The 18,255-nt window shown below is 41.4% G+C and carries 16 protein-coding genes; 1 reads left to right on the forward strand and 15 read right to left on the reverse strand.

The genetic code is table 11. From position 1 onward, the window contains the following. Positions 1-20: 20 nt before the first annotated feature. The 13 genes from fliG to flgK all read right to left on the reverse strand — a co-directional run bounded on the left by fliG (position 21) and on the right by flgK (position 15,598). Positions 21-1,064 carry a flagellar motor switch protein FliG gene (fliG, locus tag C9J41_RS02030; RefSeq protein WP_107205920.1) on the reverse strand — a complete coding sequence of 348 codons (1,044 nt, stop codon included), beginning with the start codon at positions 1,062-1,064 and terminating at the stop codon, positions 21-23. After that, entirely contained in the window at positions 1,057-2,805 is a 1,749-nt protein-coding gene (gene fliF / locus C9J41_RS02035) for a flagellar basal-body MS-ring/collar protein FliF (protein ID WP_107205495.1), read from the reverse strand. The genes fliG and fliF overlap by 8 nt, the downstream gene beginning before the upstream one ends. Positions 2,806-2,866: 61 nt before the next feature. Then, positions 2,867-3,178 (reverse strand): flagellar hook-basal body complex protein FliE, encoded by a 312-nt coding sequence (gene fliE / locus C9J41_RS02040; protein WP_107205494.1) that lies wholly within the window; start codon positions 3,176-3,178, stop codon positions 2,867-2,869. 41 nt (positions 3,179-3,219) lie between these two features. Further along, positions 3,220-4,599, reverse strand: coding sequence for a sigma-54 dependent transcriptional regulator (locus C9J41_RS02045; protein WP_107259334.1), 1,380 nt, complete (start codon positions 4,597-4,599; stop codon positions 3,220-3,222). Positions 4,600-4,636: 37 nt separating this feature from the next. Beyond that, on the reverse strand, positions 4,637-5,677 hold the full coding sequence (locus tag C9J41_RS02050) for a PAS domain-containing sensor histidine kinase (RefSeq protein WP_107205492.1): 1,041 nt from the start codon (positions 5,675-5,677) through the stop codon (positions 4,637-4,639). 338 nt (positions 5,678-6,015) lie between these two features. Beyond that, positions 6,016-7,464, reverse strand: coding sequence for a sigma-54 dependent transcriptional regulator (locus C9J41_RS02055; protein WP_107205491.1), 1,449 nt, complete (start codon positions 7,462-7,464; stop codon positions 6,016-6,018). A 274-nt stretch (positions 7,465-7,738) separates the two neighbouring features. Then, on the reverse strand, positions 7,739-8,140 hold the full coding sequence (gene fliS / locus C9J41_RS02060) for a flagellar export chaperone FliS (protein WP_107205490.1): 402 nt from the start codon (positions 8,138-8,140) through the stop codon (positions 7,739-7,741). Positions 8,141-8,192: 52 nt separating this feature from the next. Next, positions 8,193-8,492: a flagellar biosynthesis protein FliS gene (locus C9J41_RS02065; RefSeq protein WP_107205489.1), complete on the reverse strand. Its 300-nt coding sequence runs from the start codon at positions 8,490-8,492 to the stop codon at positions 8,193-8,195. Between the two features lie 12 nt (positions 8,493-8,504). Next, positions 8,505-9,890 (reverse strand): flagellar filament capping protein FliD, encoded by a 1,386-nt coding sequence (gene fliD / locus C9J41_RS02070; protein WP_107205488.1) that lies wholly within the window; start codon positions 9,888-9,890, stop codon positions 8,505-8,507. Positions 9,891-9,901: 11 nt separating this feature from the next. After that, entirely contained in the window at positions 9,902-10,327 is a 426-nt protein-coding gene (locus C9J41_RS02075) for a flagellar protein FlaG (protein WP_107205487.1), read from the reverse strand. A gap of 70 nt (positions 10,328-10,397) precedes the next feature. Next, positions 10,398-11,816, reverse strand: coding sequence for a flagellin (locus C9J41_RS02080; RefSeq protein ID WP_107259328.1), 1,419 nt, complete (start codon positions 11,814-11,816; stop codon positions 10,398-10,400). Positions 11,817-12,016: 200 nt separating this feature from the next. Then, entirely contained in the window at positions 12,017-13,252 is a 1,236-nt protein-coding gene (gene flgL / locus C9J41_RS02085; protein WP_107259326.1) for a flagellar hook-associated protein FlgL, read from the reverse strand. A gap of 12 nt (positions 13,253-13,264) precedes the next feature. Next, positions 13,265-15,598, reverse strand: coding sequence for a flagellar hook-associated protein FlgK (flgK, locus tag C9J41_RS02090; RefSeq protein WP_107245634.1), 2,334 nt, complete (start codon positions 15,596-15,598; stop codon positions 13,265-13,267). A 234-nt stretch (positions 15,599-15,832) separates the two neighbouring features. Between flgK and C9J41_RS02095 the strand changes: the two genes are divergently transcribed. Beyond that, positions 15,833-16,021: a flagellar hook protein gene (locus C9J41_RS02095; RefSeq protein ID WP_107205483.1), complete on the forward strand. Its 189-nt coding sequence runs from the start codon at positions 15,833-15,835 to the stop codon at positions 16,019-16,021. Positions 16,022-16,117: 96 nt separating this feature from the next. Here the strand turns inward: C9J41_RS02095 and flgJ are convergent, their stop codons facing one another. Together flgJ and C9J41_RS02105 are read right to left on the reverse strand one after the other, a co-directional pair. Then, positions 16,118-17,104 carry a flagellar assembly peptidoglycan hydrolase FlgJ gene (flgJ, locus tag C9J41_RS02100; protein ID WP_107294139.1) on the reverse strand — a complete coding sequence of 329 codons (987 nt, stop codon included), beginning with the start codon at positions 17,102-17,104 and terminating at the stop codon, positions 16,118-16,120. Between the two features lie 42 nt (positions 17,105-17,146). Then, positions 17,147-18,238 (reverse strand): flagellar basal body P-ring protein FlgI, encoded by a 1,092-nt coding sequence (locus C9J41_RS02105; RefSeq protein WP_006646763.1) that lies wholly within the window; start codon positions 18,236-18,238, stop codon positions 17,147-17,149. Positions 18,239-18,255: the final 17 nt, after the last annotated feature.

Below are 18,255 nucleotides of genomic sequence, written 5' to 3' on the forward strand. Positions count from 1 at the left end.
ATTCAACAATAGGGATAATTTTATAGGTACTCATCTGCACCGCCACCGCCGCCGCCCAGCATAATTTCACCTGCATCAGAAAGACGACGAGCAATGGTTAGAATTTCTTTTTGCGCCGCTTCTACATCAGCAACACGAATCGGCCCCATCGCTTCTAATTCTTCACGTAGCATCTCAGAAGCACGCTTGGACATATTGGCGAAGAATTTATCACGCAGCATATCATCCGCACCTTTTAGTGCTTTTTGTAAGAGATCTTGTGGTATATCACGGAGCAAGGTCTGAATACCGCGATCATCGACTTCTGTTAGGTTATCAAATACAAACATTAAGTCTTGGATCTGGGTCGCCGTATCTTCATCCGTTTCACGGATCTGATCCATCAACAAGCCTTCAACATTATTATCGAGGTAGTTCATGATCTCAGCCGCAGCTTTCAAGCCGCCAATTTTAGCCGCTTGCGCACCAGCTTGACCTGCAAACTGTTTCTCCATGATATCGTTCAATTCATGCAGTGCCGCTGGTTGTACTTCTTCTAAGTTCGCAATACGCATCATCAGATCTAAACGTACACGCTCAGGAAATTGCGCTAAGATTTCCGCAGATTGTTCCGGCTCTAAGTATGATAAAACAATAGTTTGGATCTGCGGGTGCTCATTAAGAATAATGCTCGCTACTTGACGAGGATCCATCCATTTCAGCGAATCCAAGCCACGAGAGCCACTGCCCATCAGGATTTGATCAACAAGGTTATTCGCTTTATCTTCACCTAGCGCAGCAACTAATGTGTTACGTACGAAATCTTCGCTACCCATGCCAATGCTAGTGTATTTTTGAATATCTTCGAGAAACAATCGGTGTACACCGGAGACTTTCTCTTGGCTAAGATCTGTCATACTCGCCATCGCACCACCCACACGTTGCACCTGCTTAGGTTCAAGGTGACGAATAATACTGGCAGCGTCTTGCTCACTAAGGCTAAGCAGTAAAATGGCGGCTTTTTCTGTCCCACTTAGCGTATTTGGATCAAATTTATTTTCACTTATAGCAACATCATTAGCCATCTTCATTCACCCAACTTTTAACCACTTGTGCTGCGAGATCAGGTTCATTATCCACCAATGCTCGAACGGCTTTCAGTAAATCTTCATCTTTATGTAAATTTGGTAAATCTAAGCTACTAGAGCTCAATTCAAACCCTTCACCGCCATCCAATTCTGCGCCAATAAGCCCAACAGCATCCGCTGAGTTTGCCATAACTGGCATACCATTTTCGTCTAATGGCGTACCATCTGGTGCTTGGTTTGGATACAACAGCTTACGCATTGCTGGACGTACTAATACCATAATCACCACAATAATAACGAGCGCCGCTGCAATCCAACGTACCCAGCTACTAAAGTTCGGATTTTCCCAGATAGGGAGATCGGCAGCTAATTGAGATTCTGGTAACGCAAAAGGAACGGAAAGCACTTCAAGTAAATCCCCTCGCGCTTCTGAAAAACCAATCCCCCCCATTAGCAGGCGGCGAATTTTAGCAATTTCTGCTTCTGAAACAGGTACGCGAGTCACATCGCCCGTTTTAGGATCTGTGATGGTCTTATAATCCACCGCAACAGATACCGTTTGACGGTCAATCACCCCCGTTTGTGCACGCTTATGACTAATCGTGGTATCTAATTCATAGTTACGGGTAGATTCTCTATGTACCGAGCCATCACTGCCGTTTGTACCCGACTGCATGTCTTTCACATTCTGAGGAATAGCCGATTCAACCGGCGGCTGATTACTTAATGCGCCAGGAATACCTGCAACTTGGTTACCACCATTAATATCTTCCAGCGTAAATTCACTGCGCGTTGCCGCCGTTGATGGATCATAGCGCTTACGGGTTTCTTCTAACGCCGAGAAATCCATAGCAACGTCAACTTGCGAAGTATAATTACCCAGCCCTAAAACAGGCATTAAGATAGCATCAATTTTTTCGCGTAATGCTTGTTCCTGTTTTCGCTCTAATTCGTATTCTTTACGTTTCGCTGTTGTACTAGGATCTTCAGTACCAGAGCTCAATAAACGACCATGTTGATCGGTTACCGTGACTCGTGTTGGACGAAGCCCAGGTACCGCTGTTGCCACCATATCAACAATGGAATCTACTTCTTGTTGGCCTAATGAACCACCAGAAGATAAGGTTAAAAAGACTGTTGCCGTCGCTTCTTGATTATGACGAACAAACACACTTTGTTTTGGTGTCGCCAATAAAACCTGCGCTTTACGTACTTGGCTAATTTGTTCGATAGCACGGGCTAATTGACGTTCACGACTGAGCTTTAAACGCTCACTTTCCATTCGTTGTGATACACCAAATCCCATGTCTTGCAATAAAATATCATCGCCTTCTGCCGTTTGGGCATTTAGTCCAGTACGGGTTAAATCTAACTTGATCGCACTGTATTCATCAGCAGGAACGCGGATCGTATTGCCATCTAATTGATATTCAATTTTCTTTTGATCAAAGTGATCGAGGATTGGAATTAATTCTTCGGTATCATAAGTACCTAATGGGCGCATCTCAGGCTCTTTGATCCACATTGTTACCAACACGATTAGCGCTACACAAATTGCCACCGATAGCACTAGAATAACTTGACGTAATAAATCCAAGTTACCCAAAATACTATCAGTCGAAGAGGCTTTCTTCTCTGAAATATCAGCACCTTGATCTGCGCCCATATCATCATGTAATACAGGAGCGGCGCCATTGCCCGATACCGCCAAAGGTTGATTAATGTTTTCTTCTGCCACGACTTTTACCCATAAACTGCAAGAATAACGGTGTTACTTTCCATACTTTAAAAAGTCAGGCTTATACCGGCATATTCATTAATTCTTTGTACGCTTGTACCATTTTATTGCGAACTTGTACGGTTGCTTCAAACGCCACACTAGACTTATTTCTTGCAATCATGACATCTGCTAATGAAACGCTACGATCACCTTGATCAAAACGCGTTGCTAACTCACTGGATTGCCCTTGTATCTGATTCACAGATTGCAATGCATCACTCAAAAGATTGCCAAAATCAGAGCTCACTTGTTGGGCTGTTGCAGGGGAAGTGGTATTTTGAGCATCCAGTCTCATTGCTTGCATTTCTGCTTGTAATCCGTTTACTTTCATTCCGTGATTCTCTCTATCAATGTATTTATTTTAACCGCTCACTACGCAGGAATTTCAATACCTGCATCACGCATTTTCGCCAATTTATAGCGCAAAGTTCGAGGACTGATCCCTAACTGCTCTGCCACATCTTTACGGCTGCCTTCACAGGCGATTAAAGTATCTAAAATAATACTAAACTCTTGTTCACGTAACTCACTACCCAGCCCTTCTCCCGTTGCCGCCGGTTTAGGACGAGCAGCCACAACGCAAGGTTCAGGCTCTGGCACACTTTGAGGCATTTCCGTATCTAACCAATCAAAATGTTCTAATAAAATATCTTGCTGTTGAATGTGGTTGTTATCGCAAAGAATTAACGCGCGTTGAATAACGTTATCTAATTCTCGCACATTCCCAGGCCACGGGTATTGCACTAATTTATCTTGTGCAGCTTGGCTTATACTTGGTACCACATTTCCTTGTTTGATACTGTGTCGCTCTGCAAATAATGCCGCTAAAGGCAGAATATCGCCCTGACGTTCAGCTAAAGCAGGCCAAGCAATTGGGAAGACATTAAGTCGGTAGTACAAATCTTCACGAAAATGCCCTTCTGCCACATAAGTTTTAAGTTCACGGTTACTGGTCGCAAGAATACGTACATCTAACTTAATGCTTTTGCGGCCACCTAGACGTTCAACTTCACGTTCTTGCAATACACGCAATAATTTTGCCTGTAAGCCTAAATCCATTTCACTGATTTCATCAAGCAATAAGGTACCACCTTGCGCTTGCTCAAATTTACCCGGACAGGCTTGAATCGCCCCCGTAAATGCACCTTTTTCATAGCCAAATAAGGTCGCTTCAAGCATATTTTCAGGAATGGCAGCGCAGTTAATGGCAATAAAGGGCCCATCTTTACGCTCGGAGTTATCATGGATATAACGAGACAGTACTTCCTTTCCTGAGCCACTCGGCCCTAGCACCATCACATTCGCCTCCGTTTTTGCGACCTTATCAGCAAGTGCTAATAACTTGATACTTTTCGGATCAGCAACAACGGTTTTACTGCTTTGTTTTTTTATCGGCGCATAACGCCCGACCATGTTTAACAGCACTTCAGGGGCAAAGGGTTTTGCCATATAATCAATCGCACCTTCACGCATTGCCGCGACTGCATCTTCAATATTGGCGTAAGCCGTCATTAATAGTACTGGGATTTTAGGCCAATTTAATTTAATACTGCGAAGTAATGCTAATCCATCCATCCCTGCCATTTGTACATCAGAGACAACGATATCAACCGTTTCCGACTTCATGATCACTAAAGCATGCTCTGCGCTTTCCGCTTCAATCCATTGATAGCCAGCTAACGCTAACGTATCAACCAATGCTTCACGTAATCCTTCATCATCTTCGACTACTAAGACTCTCGTTTGATTCATCTCTTCTCTCCATGAGTAAGCTCTGGCACTTTAATGCTCACGATGCGGCTAACTGTGATTGCATATTCTGCTGTGAGGCAATGGGAAGGGTTAAAGTAAAGCATGCCCCTTTACCTAACTCTGATATTAAAGACAACTTGCCACGATGCGCGAGTGCCACCATTTGAACAACGGCTAATCCCAACCCTGTACCTTGTTTTCGAGTGGTAAAGAAAGGCTCTAAGACCTTGCTTTGGAGCTCTGTCGCAATACCGGGGCCATTATCAGTGACTGATAACAAAATTTCGTCACCTACGGCATAACAAGACACAGCAACAGTACAGCCTTTACCTGACATTTGGATAGCGTTTGTAATTAGGTTACTGATAGCGCTCGCCAGTGCATTTTCATTGCCTAAAATAGCCAGTGATTCATCATCACAGTCAATACTAAAATCAACATTTTGGCTCATCACCAAGGCTTCAACCATGTTTTCCATACTATTAAGTAAACTTTCTAATGAAAAACAATTAACCACTTTATTATCACCACCTTTGGCGAACAGCAGCATATCATTAACTTGTTTTTCAAGATCTTGAAGACGATCGACAAGTTTACTTTGGAAGCGTTCACGGGTTGTTACTGGCAAGTTAGGGGCTGATAAATTAGCGGCGTATAACATCGCACTCGATAATGGTGTTCTGACTTGATGCGCCAAGGATGCCACCATTTTTCCTAATGATGACAGTCGCTGCATTTCACTTAATCGTGATTGTAATCGGCGCGTTTCTGTCATGTCTGTAATGACAATTAACTGTCCAGCCGAAGAGGCTGAAATAGCTAATTTTACCTTAGCGCCAGAGCGCAGTGAAATTTCGTGTCCATCATCTTCCTGAGGCTGAAAACAGCGCTGGATAATATCTACCCAACGTTCACCTTCAAGGGGCTCGCCGAGCAAACGTAATGCTTCATTATTGGTTTCACAAATAATGCCTTTAGGATCGAGTAAAATGACACCAACAGGCATCACTTCCAGCACTTGTTGATAACGTTCAACTTGTTGTTCTAATGCCCCAATCACAACCGCTTTATCATCCATGCATGAAACCTAATAACAAAAAATCCAATCTAATTCATAAAAAAGCAATTTACATGCCATGTATTATTCTTTTAAATCATGCAATTACAAAATAGTCATGACAAAAAAACAATGTCAAAAAAATGACAATATATTAGAGTTTTATGGAATTGGCTAAAAAAATACAGATTGGCAGCAGTTTTTTGAGAGGTTATTGCTAAAAATAAATTAAAAGAAAGTGATTGTTAGCCCGCTCTGTTGAAAGTGATGTATTAACAACCTGCTATTTCGATTGCTATGAGGAATAAAAAAGCCGATGTCAAATTAATGGCATCGGCTTTGTATAAATTCATGACGCTCTATAAGCCTTCTTTATTCAGACCATATTTACGCATTTTTTCTACTAACGTAGTGCGTCGCATACCAAGCATATCAGCCGCCCTTGCAACAACACCTGACTGAGCATCTAACGCTTGCTTGATCATATCAACTTCAAGATCAGCTAACATTTCTTTTAAATTTAGCCCTTCAGGAGGAAGCTCGCTATTTACACCTGTTTGCTCATCTTCATATGATGAAAACATACTTGCTAATGCTTCTTGCTCTAATTCCTCAACACTTGGTTGAGAACTTTCTGGCGTAAAGTCAGGAAGTTGGCCGTAGCGATACTTAATCGGCAAATGATTAGTATCGACCATTTCACCGGGGTACAGAATACATAAACGCTCAACAAGGTTTGCAAGTTCACGTACGTTACCCGGCCAGTTATGCTCCATTAATGAATTAATCGCACGCGGTGTGAAGTGAATGCGTTTCGCACCTTCAGCTTCCATTCGAGTAAGCAACTCTTGAAGTAATAAAGGCAAATCCTCAATACGTTCACGCAATGCGGGCATATCAATAGGAAAAACATTAAGGCGATAGTACAAATCTTCACGGAATAAATTCTCATGGATCATTTTGTCTAAATCGCGGTGTGTTGCTGCAACAATACGTACGTTGGTTTTAATGGTTTGACTACCACCAACACGTTCAAAGCTTCGTTCTTGCAAAACGCGTAGGAGCTTAACTTGCATCGACATCGGCATATCACCGATTTCATCAAGAAATAACGTACCACCTTCAGCTAATTCAAAACGGCCTTTACGTGCAGAAATCGCACCAGTAAATGCCCCTTTTTCATGACCAAACAATTCACTTTCCAGTAAATCTGGCGGAATAGCACCACAGTTAACAGGAACAAACGGACCTTTACCACGCGCAGAGTGATAATGAACGTTACGTGCCACGACTTCTTTGCCTGTACCAGATTCACCTAAAATCAGCACACTGGCATCACAAGCAGCCACTTGCTCCATAAGGTGACGGATCTGACTAATTGTAGAGCTACTACCAACCATGCTACGGAATAAGGTATTTTTACGCCCTAGCTGAGGAACTTGGTAAGCACGTTTACCCATGTATTCTTGGCAATGACGGAAAGCATCAACGAGTTGGTTATAATGCAAAGGTAACTCTAGATCGCCAACATAATTCGCTAAACCAGAAAGATGAGCACGGTGATTTCCAAGCGATACAACAGGAATATGGGCATGAATTTTTAATGCATCTACGATATGAGATAAATGTTTATTTACTTCAATATTGCCCAGTAAACATGCGCCCCATGACTGCTGCCATAATGATGCATCAATACTCTGTGACGAGATAATTTCACACTGCTCACCAACAAACCCCAGAATTACACTGAGATCATGACGTTGCTGTTGATCGTCCTCAATAACGAGTGTCTTTGCTAAACCTTGCATAGAATGGATATAGCCTGCCTTCATAAAATGATGTAATTATTGGCTTATTTAATAGAAATGCGAACCACTGCCAATATTATTGGTATCTATTGTAATTAAACCATAGGAGAAGGCAATATTTGATAACGGAAAGGTGTGATACCAATACAAGGATAGATAAAACAATAGGACGAATATTGCGCATTTACAGCTATTCATCCTATATTTGAAGAGTTATTACCATTTTTTATAGTGTTATCCTGCCTATATGCATTTTAACACTTAACTTTATTAATTAACTCGCTTCACTTAAATGATGATACTCAGTTGGGATTTGATCCCACGCTGATTTGATCTCACGTAGCATACCAATCACATCATCAATGGGCTTAGTTTGGTTTTCGGCATTTGCTCGGCTGATCTCTGCAGCCATAAACTCATATAGGGCATCAAGGTTCTTGGAAATATCACCACCGTCTTCCATTGATAAGCAATCACGCAGACTTAGTACAATATCTAATGCTTTGCTTAAACGCTCGCATTTAACCGCAACATTGCCTTGCTCCATTGCCGCTTTTCCTTGAATTAAACGCTCAATCGCCCCTGCATACAGCATTTGAATAATACGGTGAGGAGAAGCACTGGCTAATTGTGCGTTTACTGAAACTTTTTTATATGCCTGAAGAGAACCACGCATGATGTAATCCCTTATTTAATAAGTGAAATCAAAATCAACAAAACCAAGAAGGCTATAAACCGTTTTGTTGAATATTGCTATACAGTGATAACGATTGTTTGCTCTTTTTAGAACGCACTAATCGCTCGCCAATAATGTCTTTGTGTTTTTGAATTAAGCTTTTTAATGCTTTCGTTCGTGCAACCACATCATCAAACACGACACGCGTTAAATCCGGTTGCCCTAAGATGTTTTCTACTTCTTGATGACGCAGAGCAACCAAATTTTCCAATTGTTGAGGAAAATCATCAGGATAATCTTGCTGCTGCAAAAGCTGTTCAATCTGCTGTTCGAGTTGAGTTAATTTTTCCATTTTTCATTCACTTTAAAATGTCATTAGGCTCATCATGGTATTCAGCTGATTATTCATTTTTCCAATAGCTGCATCCATCGCGGTAAACTGTTGATAGGTTCGTTCTTCATAAGCTTTCATTCGCTCATTTAAATCATCCATATCATCGTTTAATCTGTCTTGCTGCTCTTTTAAACTTTTCTCTTTATTGGTTAGAGAGCCGTCCGTTGAACTGGTGTAACCTTTAAAAATAGCTTCAGCCTTATCAAGAAAGCCTTTTTCATCGGTATGGAAGAAAGAATTAAATGCATTAAAATTATCTTTTAAAGACTCATCTAACTTTTCATCATCAATCTCGATTTTTCCATAACGGTCAGTGGTAATACCAAAGTCACTTAAGCTATAAGTTCTACCATCAACTTCGATACCCGCATTCATCATATTTCGCATTTGACTGATAATTGAACGGGTTAAACTATCACCGTTTAATGGCCCACTAGATTTAGACTCTGTATCGTATTTACTTAAACTATCAGCGGTATCGATAAACTCATTGTACTTTTCAACAAAGTCTTCAATTGAAGACTTTGCCGTTGAAGTGTCGTTGGTGATATCAATCGTTGCGAACTTAACATCGTCAGTATTTGTGAGTTTTTTAATATCAAGCGTCACACCTTCAATGGCATCTTCGATTTTATTACTACTACTAGTGATCTCGGTGAAGTTATCAATTTTTATTTTGGCATCAACACCGTTTTGCATCTCAACCATATCGGCATTGGCTGTTGGATTGGCAGGATCAAAGCTTAATTTGGCTAGCTCGCCCGTCATCCCTGAAGCATCAATAGAAATTTCATTGGCAACACCGGTATCAGTGCTTGAAAAAACAATTTTCGAACCATTGGCATCATTAATAACTGTTGCCGTTACACCAGGGTTATCTGCAGAATTGTTAATTGCATTCAGTACATCTTTTAAGCTGCTTTTATCTTGATCAATGGTGACAGACATGGTTTTACCATCAACGGTAATTTCCAAATCGCCCGATCCCAGTTGTGCTTTAGGATCGGCATCAAAAGCACTGTTAGTGACCACTTTATGAGATTTGGCAATTTCTAACACTTCAACGGTATAACTACCATTTTTTGCTTTATCTGATGCTTCAACAGAGACAAAATCTTTCTCAGATGATTTAGCTGATTGACCTGCAAATACTTTATCTTCAGCAAATTTTTTCACCATATCTTCTAAACCAGATACCGCCGATTTAATTTGCCCGTAGCCACTTAACTGTACTTCCAGTTTTTGTTGCTGCTCTTTAATGCGTTGCTCTTTTGGCGTACGCTCGGCGGCAACCAATTGTTGCGTCATGCCCGCCACATCTAAGCCAGAAGCTAAACCACCTGCACTTAACCCCATGAGTTTTCCTTTTACACTTTATGACTTAACGAGCCTAAACCGTACTTGGCCAAATTTTTGTTTAAATCTAGCAATTCTTGTGCCGGAACTTGGCGAATAACTTCACCCGTTTTGTTATCAACTATGGTGGCAATTGGTTTACCTGACTCATCATCTTGATGGAAACGTAACGAACGATTGGCAGATTGTAATGCCATTTCAATCTGCTTAATTCTCTCTTGTTCCGACTTTTGCTCTAGCAAAGATGAATTAAGGGGATCGTCAATGTCACTGGAATCAATAGGATTAACAGCCTTTATCGATGATAGGGAAGATTCAGAGCTAACAGTTTGTTGCTCTACACCTTGAGGGGAAGTGTGACGAACTTTCTTATCGCCTTCCATATCCTGATTAGAGGTTAAAGACGATGAAAAGATAGTTATCGGATTGATCGCCATAGCCAGTCCTTAGCGATATCGCTGTAAGTAAAAAGCCCTGTATTGAATATACAGGGCTTCATTTGAATGATTAACCCAGTAGGCTAAGTGCCGCTTGTGGGATCTGCTTAGCTTGCGCAAGAATTGAAGTACTTGCTTGTTGCAGAATTTGGTTCTTCGTCATGTTAGTGGTTTCAGCTGCGAAATCGACATCTTTAATACGGCTGTTTGATGCATTTACGTTTTCATTGATGTTCGCAAGGTTATTTAGCGTGTGGTTAAAACGGTTTTGTACCGCACCCAAATCTGCTCGTTGTGAGTCAATCCCAGCAATAGCTGCGTCAATAACGTCTAGTGCGCCTTGAGCACCACTCTGACTTGTAATATCGATATCTTTAACAGTACTTAAAGATGAGTTACCAGCTGCAGTAGTAATGGCTGTAGCAGTACCAGTTACCGTAAACTTATCACTAGAACTAAAAGTTAATTCAGAATTAACTACAGCACCACCAACATTAACAGTAGCAGCTGTACCAGCAACTCCCGTTGAAGGATCAACTGCCGCCATAGTTAATGTACCGCCTGCAGGACCTACAGCTTTAATACCTGCAACATCTTCAGCTTCGATCTGCAATTTACCTGTAGACTTATCATAAGTAGCATTATAACCATCTTTACCGATATCACTTGCAAGCTCAGACATATCACCATTATAAGAGCTTAAGTCATAACTTGTTGTACCAATCTCCAGTGTACCAGTATCGGAAGCAGTCAAATTATCCAACTCAACACGAGCCGTAGCCTTAGCTTCAACACCAGTACCCAATGCACTCAAGGCATCAGCTGCTGCTTTAGCATCCATTGTTGAAATATCAGTAGCAGCTGAAACACCATTTGGACCTGATAAAACTATATCAGTTGCGCCTGTTGCTAAACCGTATGCTGTGCCTGCTGCTGCTGCTGCGCCAAATACAGTACCAGCACCTGATTTCTGGTGTTGACCAATATCGCCAGAAGCAACACTTGATAATGAAACATCAATAGTCTCATTCGCATTTGAGCCAACTTGGAAGGATTTCGTACCGAAAGTACCATCTAATAACTGTTGACCACCAAACGTTGTAGTATCTGCAATACGGGTCATTTCTGTTTGTAAGGCACTTACTTCTTTTTGAAGTGCTTCACGGTCTTCAGCTGAGTTTGAGCCATTCGCTGCTTGAAGAGACAAATCACGCATACGTTGAAGCATGTTTGTTGTTTCTGACATCGCGCCTTCAGCGGTTTGCGCCATTGAGATACCGTCGTTGGCATTACGCATTGCTACGTTTAGACCGTTTGTTTGGCTGGTTAAACGGTTTGAGATTTGAAGACCTGCAGCATCATCTTTTGCAGAGTTAATGCGAAGACCAGAAGAAAGTTTTTCCATGCTATTAGCAACGCCGTTGCTTGCACCGTTTAGGTAACGCTGGGCGGTCATTGCAGAGACGTTAGTATTAACTGTAACAGCCATAATTGTAGCTCCTTGATTTGATACCCAGCGATTCCCGGGCTAACTAAGTATTTCCTGTTGTGATTTCTTTAACGGCACGGCGAGAAAATGCTTTAATGTTTTTTTTTATTTTTTTCTTATCAAGGGTTAACTTTATTTTTTTACAGTAAGTTAGACAAAAAAAGCGGCAATTTATTGCCGCTTAATTCTATGGCAGATAGCTATAAATAATTAAATAATGTGAGTTCTTTTGTCTTATTAAACGCAGCCTGTGATGCTTGCAGTGCCATTGATTGTTCATTCATATCAATGATCGCTTTGCTGTAATCAAGATCTTCTAAGCCGCTTTGTGCTTTATTCAAGGTTAATTCAAAATCTTTGTGTTGTTCGCCTTGTCTATCAAGGGTTTGTAACACACTACCAACCTGCGAGCGCTGCTGGTTCATGTGAATGAATGCGCCATTTAAATCATCAATTACACGTTGTAAATTGGCATTACCTTCTGCTGATGACGTTGGCTGCTCTGCGTTGTTAATCGCATCTTGAAGAGAGTCTAAAACGTTAAAGGTTTTACTCGGGGTTAACGCGACACTATCACCCAGTTTGATTTCACCATCAAATTGAAAGTCTAACGTCCCCGCACCACCAGCAGCTGCGAGATCAAAGTTTACCCCCACTTTAGGATCATAAGTATTTTGATCTAATAGTACCCCCGTTGTTGGGTCCCCTTGATAAAGTTGATATTCCATTACACCAGCATTATCGACAAACTTAACACTGTAATTGTTGCTGTCATTAGGATTGCTATTTGTTGCCGTTAAAACATGTAGCTGCGAGTCTGGTTGTAAACCAGAAAAGTCAGGCCGGTAATCACCGTAAGGGTTGGGTATCGCCATGAAGACATCATTACCCGTTAAGCTGGTCTTCACCTCTAAGTTTTTATCTATTTGGCTATGACGCGCTTGATCATCCCCTTGATAAACAATGGTTGGTGGCGTTTGTCCATTTTGCATAAACGGTTTGGTGGCTGATTGTGTACCTGCAAAAATATAGTTACCCGATTCATCTTGTGTATTTGCCAGCCCCAATAACTCATCATAAAGGCTCTGCAATTCATCTTTAAAGGCACTGCGATCTTCTGCAGCCATAGCACCATTGATCATGCGAATGACTTTTTGTTTCGTCACATCAAGATTGTTCTCTACACCCGTTAACGTTGATTCCGTCACATTCATGCGGTTGGTCGCTAATGTTATCGCATCTTGATATTGCGTGATGAGTGTCTGCTCTTGACGATAATTCTGAATCATTACTGATGAAACAGGATCATCACCGGCGGTTAATACGCGTCGACCCGTCGCTAAATGTTCATTACTGGTATTTAGTTCACCCTGCTTACGCATTAAATTCGAGGTTAAACTTTGATACTGGCTAGCAGTAGAAACTCGGTTAATCATGATTTACTCCTACTACACGGTACGCATTAAGGTATCAAAGGTTTCTTTAGCCACTGACATGATCCGAGATGATGCCATGTAAGATTGCTGGAACTTCATAAGATTAGCGGCTTCTTCATCAAGATTAACACCCGATAAGTTCGATACTCGCTCGGACGCGGCATCAAAATCCAATTGATTGACTTCTGCAGTTTTATCCGCATTATTCTTTAACATACCAATGTCTGTTGCTAACCCTTCAAACAAATCAATCACACTCGATTTGCCCTCATTCATGGTTTTGCCATGCTGAATTTGCTGCATTGCTAAGAAGTTACTGTTGCCACCTACCGCATTAGTCCGGCCTAAAGTCACCGTGAAGTTATCTCCAACTTGACCATTATCCGTCAGTGACAATGTCGGGGCTGTTTGGCCTGCAAAGGTAATTTCTTTACTCACGTTAGTTAATGGATAAGCCAGTGATTGGACGGTATTACCCGCATCATCTTTTAAATCCATTAGGGTGTTCGTTTGAGTATTCGTTACTGTTAACTTGTCAGAAGCGGTGATGGCTAACGTAAACGTATCACCAATCGCTGCACCTGAAGTTAAACTTGCTACGCTGATTTGATCACCATTGCTAGCAACCATGGTTAATACATTGCCCGTTGTTGTCAGTGGATAGTCTAGCTCGTTAACAACAGCACCCGTAGCATCCACTAAATTAATCGGATTATTTGCAGCATCTACCATGCTAAGTTTATCGCCCGCACCATTTAAGCTAAGGGTATACGTGCCTTGTGCCACTGTGGCACCAGCAGCTTGAATAGCCGTCAGCGTCGCTGTACCAGTGTTACTTGCATTATTGGTCGCTGTTAAATCAGCGCTGTTAATAATGTCGACTCTGTAGGTGCCCGCTAATTGGTCAGGCACTAACCCGCCGGCTTTATTGAGCTCTGCTGTTCCAACGTTATTTGGGTTAGCTTCAATACTGGATATTTTATTCCCTGCTAGGCCACGAGGATCTGACATCTCCACGCTAATGTTTGCCGCACCACGACGCATCGGCTGAATGATGACGGTCTCACTTTGTCCTGCCGCAGGGGGATTGCCCATCACAGTATTCATGGTTAACGTTAAACCATCGACACTGACTGATAAAGGCATTGTCGCCGTTGGAGATATAAGTGGATTGCCGTTTGACTGTTTCATCTCATTGCCAGCGGGATCGATTAAGCGAAAACTATAATCAGTACCATCAAATTCAGTTGTAAGCTGGTATTCTCCCGTTTTTAACGCATTTACATCATCAATTTTGACATCAATGTCAGTTTGGCTACCTAATGGCTTTAATACTCGCTCTTTCATTAAGTTAGGGTTGTTAACATCATAAAAAATAGCACCTCCAACCGCACCTGAGAGATCGGTACCCGATTGCTGCAAATCGTTTATTTGCTTTGAAAAGCCAATCGCCATTCGCCCCATTTCATCGAGGCTTTTATCTATTACATCATCACGGATCGACAACATGGCACCTAATCCGCCGCCAATGTGATCACTTTTAATGGCTTTGGCTTGATTCCCATTAATTAATGCCATCTGTTTGTCTTCCAAATCAGGATCACCATTAACCATTTTTAATTGTGATGATTCAACGCCAGAAACCAAGGTATCACCGCTACCAATAATGACTTTATCGGCAAGGCTGCCTTTATCCGCCAATACTGTCACTTTGGTATATTTGGCTAATTCATTAATTAAGCCTCGTTGTTTATCCAGCAAGTCATGGTTTTTATCGCCATCAGGCATGCCTTGTAAACTGGTATTAATAGCGGCAAGTTCTTGCCCTAATGCATTCACACGCTCAAGTGTTACATCCAGTTGCTCATTCACATCTCGACGAATATTGGTTAACGTCTCATAAGAATTATTAAAACTTCTTGCCGCTTGTTCGGCATGCTCTAACACGGTTTGACGAGAGCCAAGATCGTTAGGGTGATCTGACAATGAACGTACCGAGTTATAAAAATTATTCATGCTATTAACGGTGTTAACAGCACTTTTTGAGGTGAAATCATCCAGCATCATCATGTGCTGTTGACGAACATTTGAAGCTTCAAGCTGGGTGGTAGAGAGGGTTAATTCACGGGCAGCAAACTGATCATAAGCACGATTAACGCTATCAATGTACGCACCACTGCCGTAATAGTTACCGCCGCTCCATTGTGCATCGGCCGCTTTTTGATCGACCACCTGACGGCTATAACCTGCGGTATGCACGTTACTAATATTATGGCTGGTTACATCAAGTTGCTTTTGCGATGTACGCAAACCACTGATACCAAGCTGCATTAAATCCGACGCCATATTAATTCCCTAACTCATTAACAACGTGATGTTTTATATCAATCTTAATGACGCTTATTCATATAAGGCGTGCATTACGATAGCTTCTTTGCAAAAATCGAACCAATTAAAAATAATAAAAGTTTTTTTAATTAAACGATTATTTTTGAGTATTTAAAGATGGTAATAAATCGCTATTTGTTTATAATTTAAAAGCTCAACCCAAATTAAAATAAAACATAAAGGATAATGATTATGAACTTATTAGTATCAGGATTAATTGGTTACGCATTAAAAGAAGTTGTTGTGCCACTCGTTAATGATCATTTTGACGATAAAAAAACAGAAGAAAAGCAAGTACCTGAAAAAGAAGTAGAAAATGCTTTATTTGAAAGTAACGATCTAATTAAAATGGTATCGAACATTATTGACATTGTTGTATAACCCTATATTTCAGATACTAAAAGCCTTCCATCAAATATTATTTGATAGAATATAAATGTTTTATTTTAATTCGCTTTTTTTATATATCCCTTCTTTTTACATTAATGTTTTCACCTTTTTCATTACTGCTAATACTTTATTACTGTAATTAGGATCGGTGGCATACCCTGCTTTATGTATTTCTCGAATAAATTGATTCGGCTCACCACTATGTTTTAACGCAGTTGAATAACGTGGGTTCTGTTGTAAGAACTTCACAAAATCTTGAAAGCTATCTTGATAAGAGCCATAAGAGCGAAACGCCGCATTTTCTTGTACAGCAACACCGTTATGATATTCCAATGTACGCGTGGCAACCTTTTGCCCACTCCAACGTGGATCGGCTTTAATATTAAATAAGTTGTTACTCGTTCCTGCCGCATTTTTGATCACTTTTTTACCCCAGCCTGTTTCTAACGCCGCTTGCGCTATCAACATTGCGGGATCGGTTCCCAAAGCGCGTGCCGCTTTAGTCGCATACGGTGCCATATGATCAACAAATGCTTGTGGCGTTTCAAAACGATCAGGTTCAGGTTGTCGTAATGGCGGCTGAATATCGGCAGTTTGTAGTCGCTGCTTATATTTTTCTAATACCTGTTGTGCCGCAACACTGTTTTGATCTTCTCGTTGCGGTAGTTTTAATGGCTGGGATTTATTATCGATTGGGCGAATCTGCAATGGATCCGTATTGTCTTTTTTCGGGAATAAATCTGTCGTTGGAGTATGCGGCTTTTGCTCGTTATCTTCGCCACCCAATTGCTTAACAATCATATCAGCCAAGCCCAAACTTCCAGTGGTGCTTAGTTGAGATGACATCTGCTCATCATGCATTTGCTGATAAAACTTACTGTTATTGCTGCTCATTAAATCAGATTCAAACGCTTCGTTCGCTTCGCGCATTGACTTAAATAACATCTGAGTAAAGATAGACTCAAACTGATTAGCCGCCTGACGCAATGATCCCTTTGAATCTTCGCCAATACCCGCACGTAGACGGTCTAGGTTACTAATATCATGGACAAAACCGGGATCAATTTGCTTCATATTACAATCCTTGTTAATTACTTTTTACTTAAATCATCAGTGTTAAATAATGATTAACTGTCCTTCAATGGCACCCGCTTGTTTCAGCGCTTGCAAAATTGCCATTAGATCTGATGGCGCGGCGCCCACTTGATTCACCGCTCGAACAAGCTCATCTAACGACACGCCCGGCTCAAACTTAAACATGCGTGCATCAGATTGTTGTACGTTGATATTACTGTTCTCAACCACGGTCGTTTCACCACCAGCAAAGGCGTTGGGTTGACTCACCTGTGGATTTTCTTTAATGGATACTGTCATACCACCATGCGTAATTGCCGCAGGTTTTAACTTCACATGCTGGCCAATAACAATGGTACCAGTACGTGAGTTAACGATAATTTTGGCTGAGCCTTCTGCAGGATCAAACTCTAAGTTTTCAACTGTTGATAGGAACGCAACTCGCTGGCTAACATCGCGTGGTGCTCGCACTTTTATTGATGTAGCATCGACAGCTGATGCCATTTGAGGCCCTAAAAACTGATTAATAGAATCTGCCATACGTTGTGCCGTAGTAAAATCTGAATCATGCAGGTTAAAGGTTAAGTAATCACCGCGTCCAAATGGGTTTGGTACTTCTTGTTCAACCATTGCACCATTAGAGATTCGACCTACCGTTGGCGTATTACCGATAACTTTAGAGCCATCAGCCCCTTCAGCACTAAAACCACCAACGACCAATGTACCTTGAGCTATTGCATAAACCTTGCCATCTAAACCTTTTAAGAAAGTTTGCAATAACGTACCACCTCGTAAACTCTTGGCAGAACCAATAGAAGAGACGGTAACATCAATGCTTTGACCTTGTTTGGTAAAAGGAGGCAAAGTGGCATTAACGGCAACAGCGGCAACGTTTTTGATCTTTGGCTTTGTACCTACCGGCAATTGAATGCCGAAATTTTGCAACATGGCATTAAAGCTTTGATCGGTGAAAGGCGTTGTCTCGCCAGTACCAGGCAAACCAACGACTAAACCATAACCGACGAGTTGGTTACTACGAACGCCTGCAACAGAAGCGACATCTTTAATACGTGCCGCATCCACAGTGCCAGATAATAAAATTAATCCAGTAATAATAATTGCGCGAAAATTCAATGGATTCTCCTGTCCCT

Source organism: Photobacterium sp. GB-50, from assembly GCF_003026755.1.
Taxonomy (GTDB): domain Bacteria; phylum Pseudomonadota; class Gammaproteobacteria; order Enterobacterales; family Vibrionaceae; genus Photobacterium.

Bases quoted from the DNA above. Each gene is read 5' to 3' on its own strand.
- fliG (WP_107205920.1), bottom strand. From the start codon at position 1,064: ATGGCTAATGATGTTGCTATAAGTGAAAATAAATTTGATCCAAATACG.
- fliE (WP_107205494.1), bottom strand. From the start codon at position 3,178: ATGAAAGTAAACGGATTACAAGCAGAAATGCAAGCAATGAGACTGGAT.
- C9J41_RS02045 (WP_107259334.1), bottom strand. From the start codon at position 4,599: ATGAATCAAACGAGAGTCTTAGTAGTCGAAGATGATGAAGGATTACGT.
- C9J41_RS02050 (WP_107205492.1), bottom strand. From the start codon at position 5,677: ATGGATGATAAAGCGGTTGTGATTGGGGCATTAGAACAACAAGTTGAA.
- C9J41_RS02055 (WP_107205491.1), bottom strand. From the start codon at position 7,464: ATGCAAGGTTTAGCAAAGACACTCGTTATTGAGGACGATCAACAGCAA.
- fliS (WP_107205490.1), bottom strand. From the start codon at position 8,140: ATGCGTGGTTCTCTTCAGGCATATAAAAAAGTTTCAGTAAACGCACAA.
- C9J41_RS02065 (WP_107205489.1), bottom strand. From the start codon at position 8,492: ATGGAAAAATTAACTCAACTCGAACAGCAGATTGAACAGCTTTTGCAG.
- fliD (WP_107205488.1), bottom strand. From the start codon at position 9,890: ATGGGGTTAAGTGCAGGTGGTTTAGCTTCTGGCTTAGATGTGGCGGGC.
- C9J41_RS02075 (WP_107205487.1), bottom strand. From the start codon at position 10,327: ATGGCGATCAATCCGATAACTATCTTTTCATCGTCTTTAACCTCTAAT.
- C9J41_RS02080 (WP_107259328.1), bottom strand. From the start codon at position 11,816: ATGGCTGTTACAGTTAATACTAACGTCTCTGCAATGACCGCCCAGCGT.
- flgL (WP_107259326.1), bottom strand. From the start codon at position 13,252: ATGATTAACCGAGTTTCTACTGCTAGCCAGTATCAAAGTTTAACCTCG.
- flgK (WP_107245634.1), bottom strand. From the start codon at position 15,598: ATGGCGTCGGATTTAATGCAGCTTGGTATCAGTGGTTTGCGTACATCG.
- C9J41_RS02095 (WP_107205483.1), top strand. From the start codon at position 15,833: ATGAACTTATTAGTATCAGGATTAATTGGTTACGCATTAAAAGAAGTT.
- flgJ (WP_107294139.1), bottom strand. From the start codon at position 17,104: ATGAAGCAAATTGATCCCGGTTTTGTCCATGATATTAGTAACCTAGAC.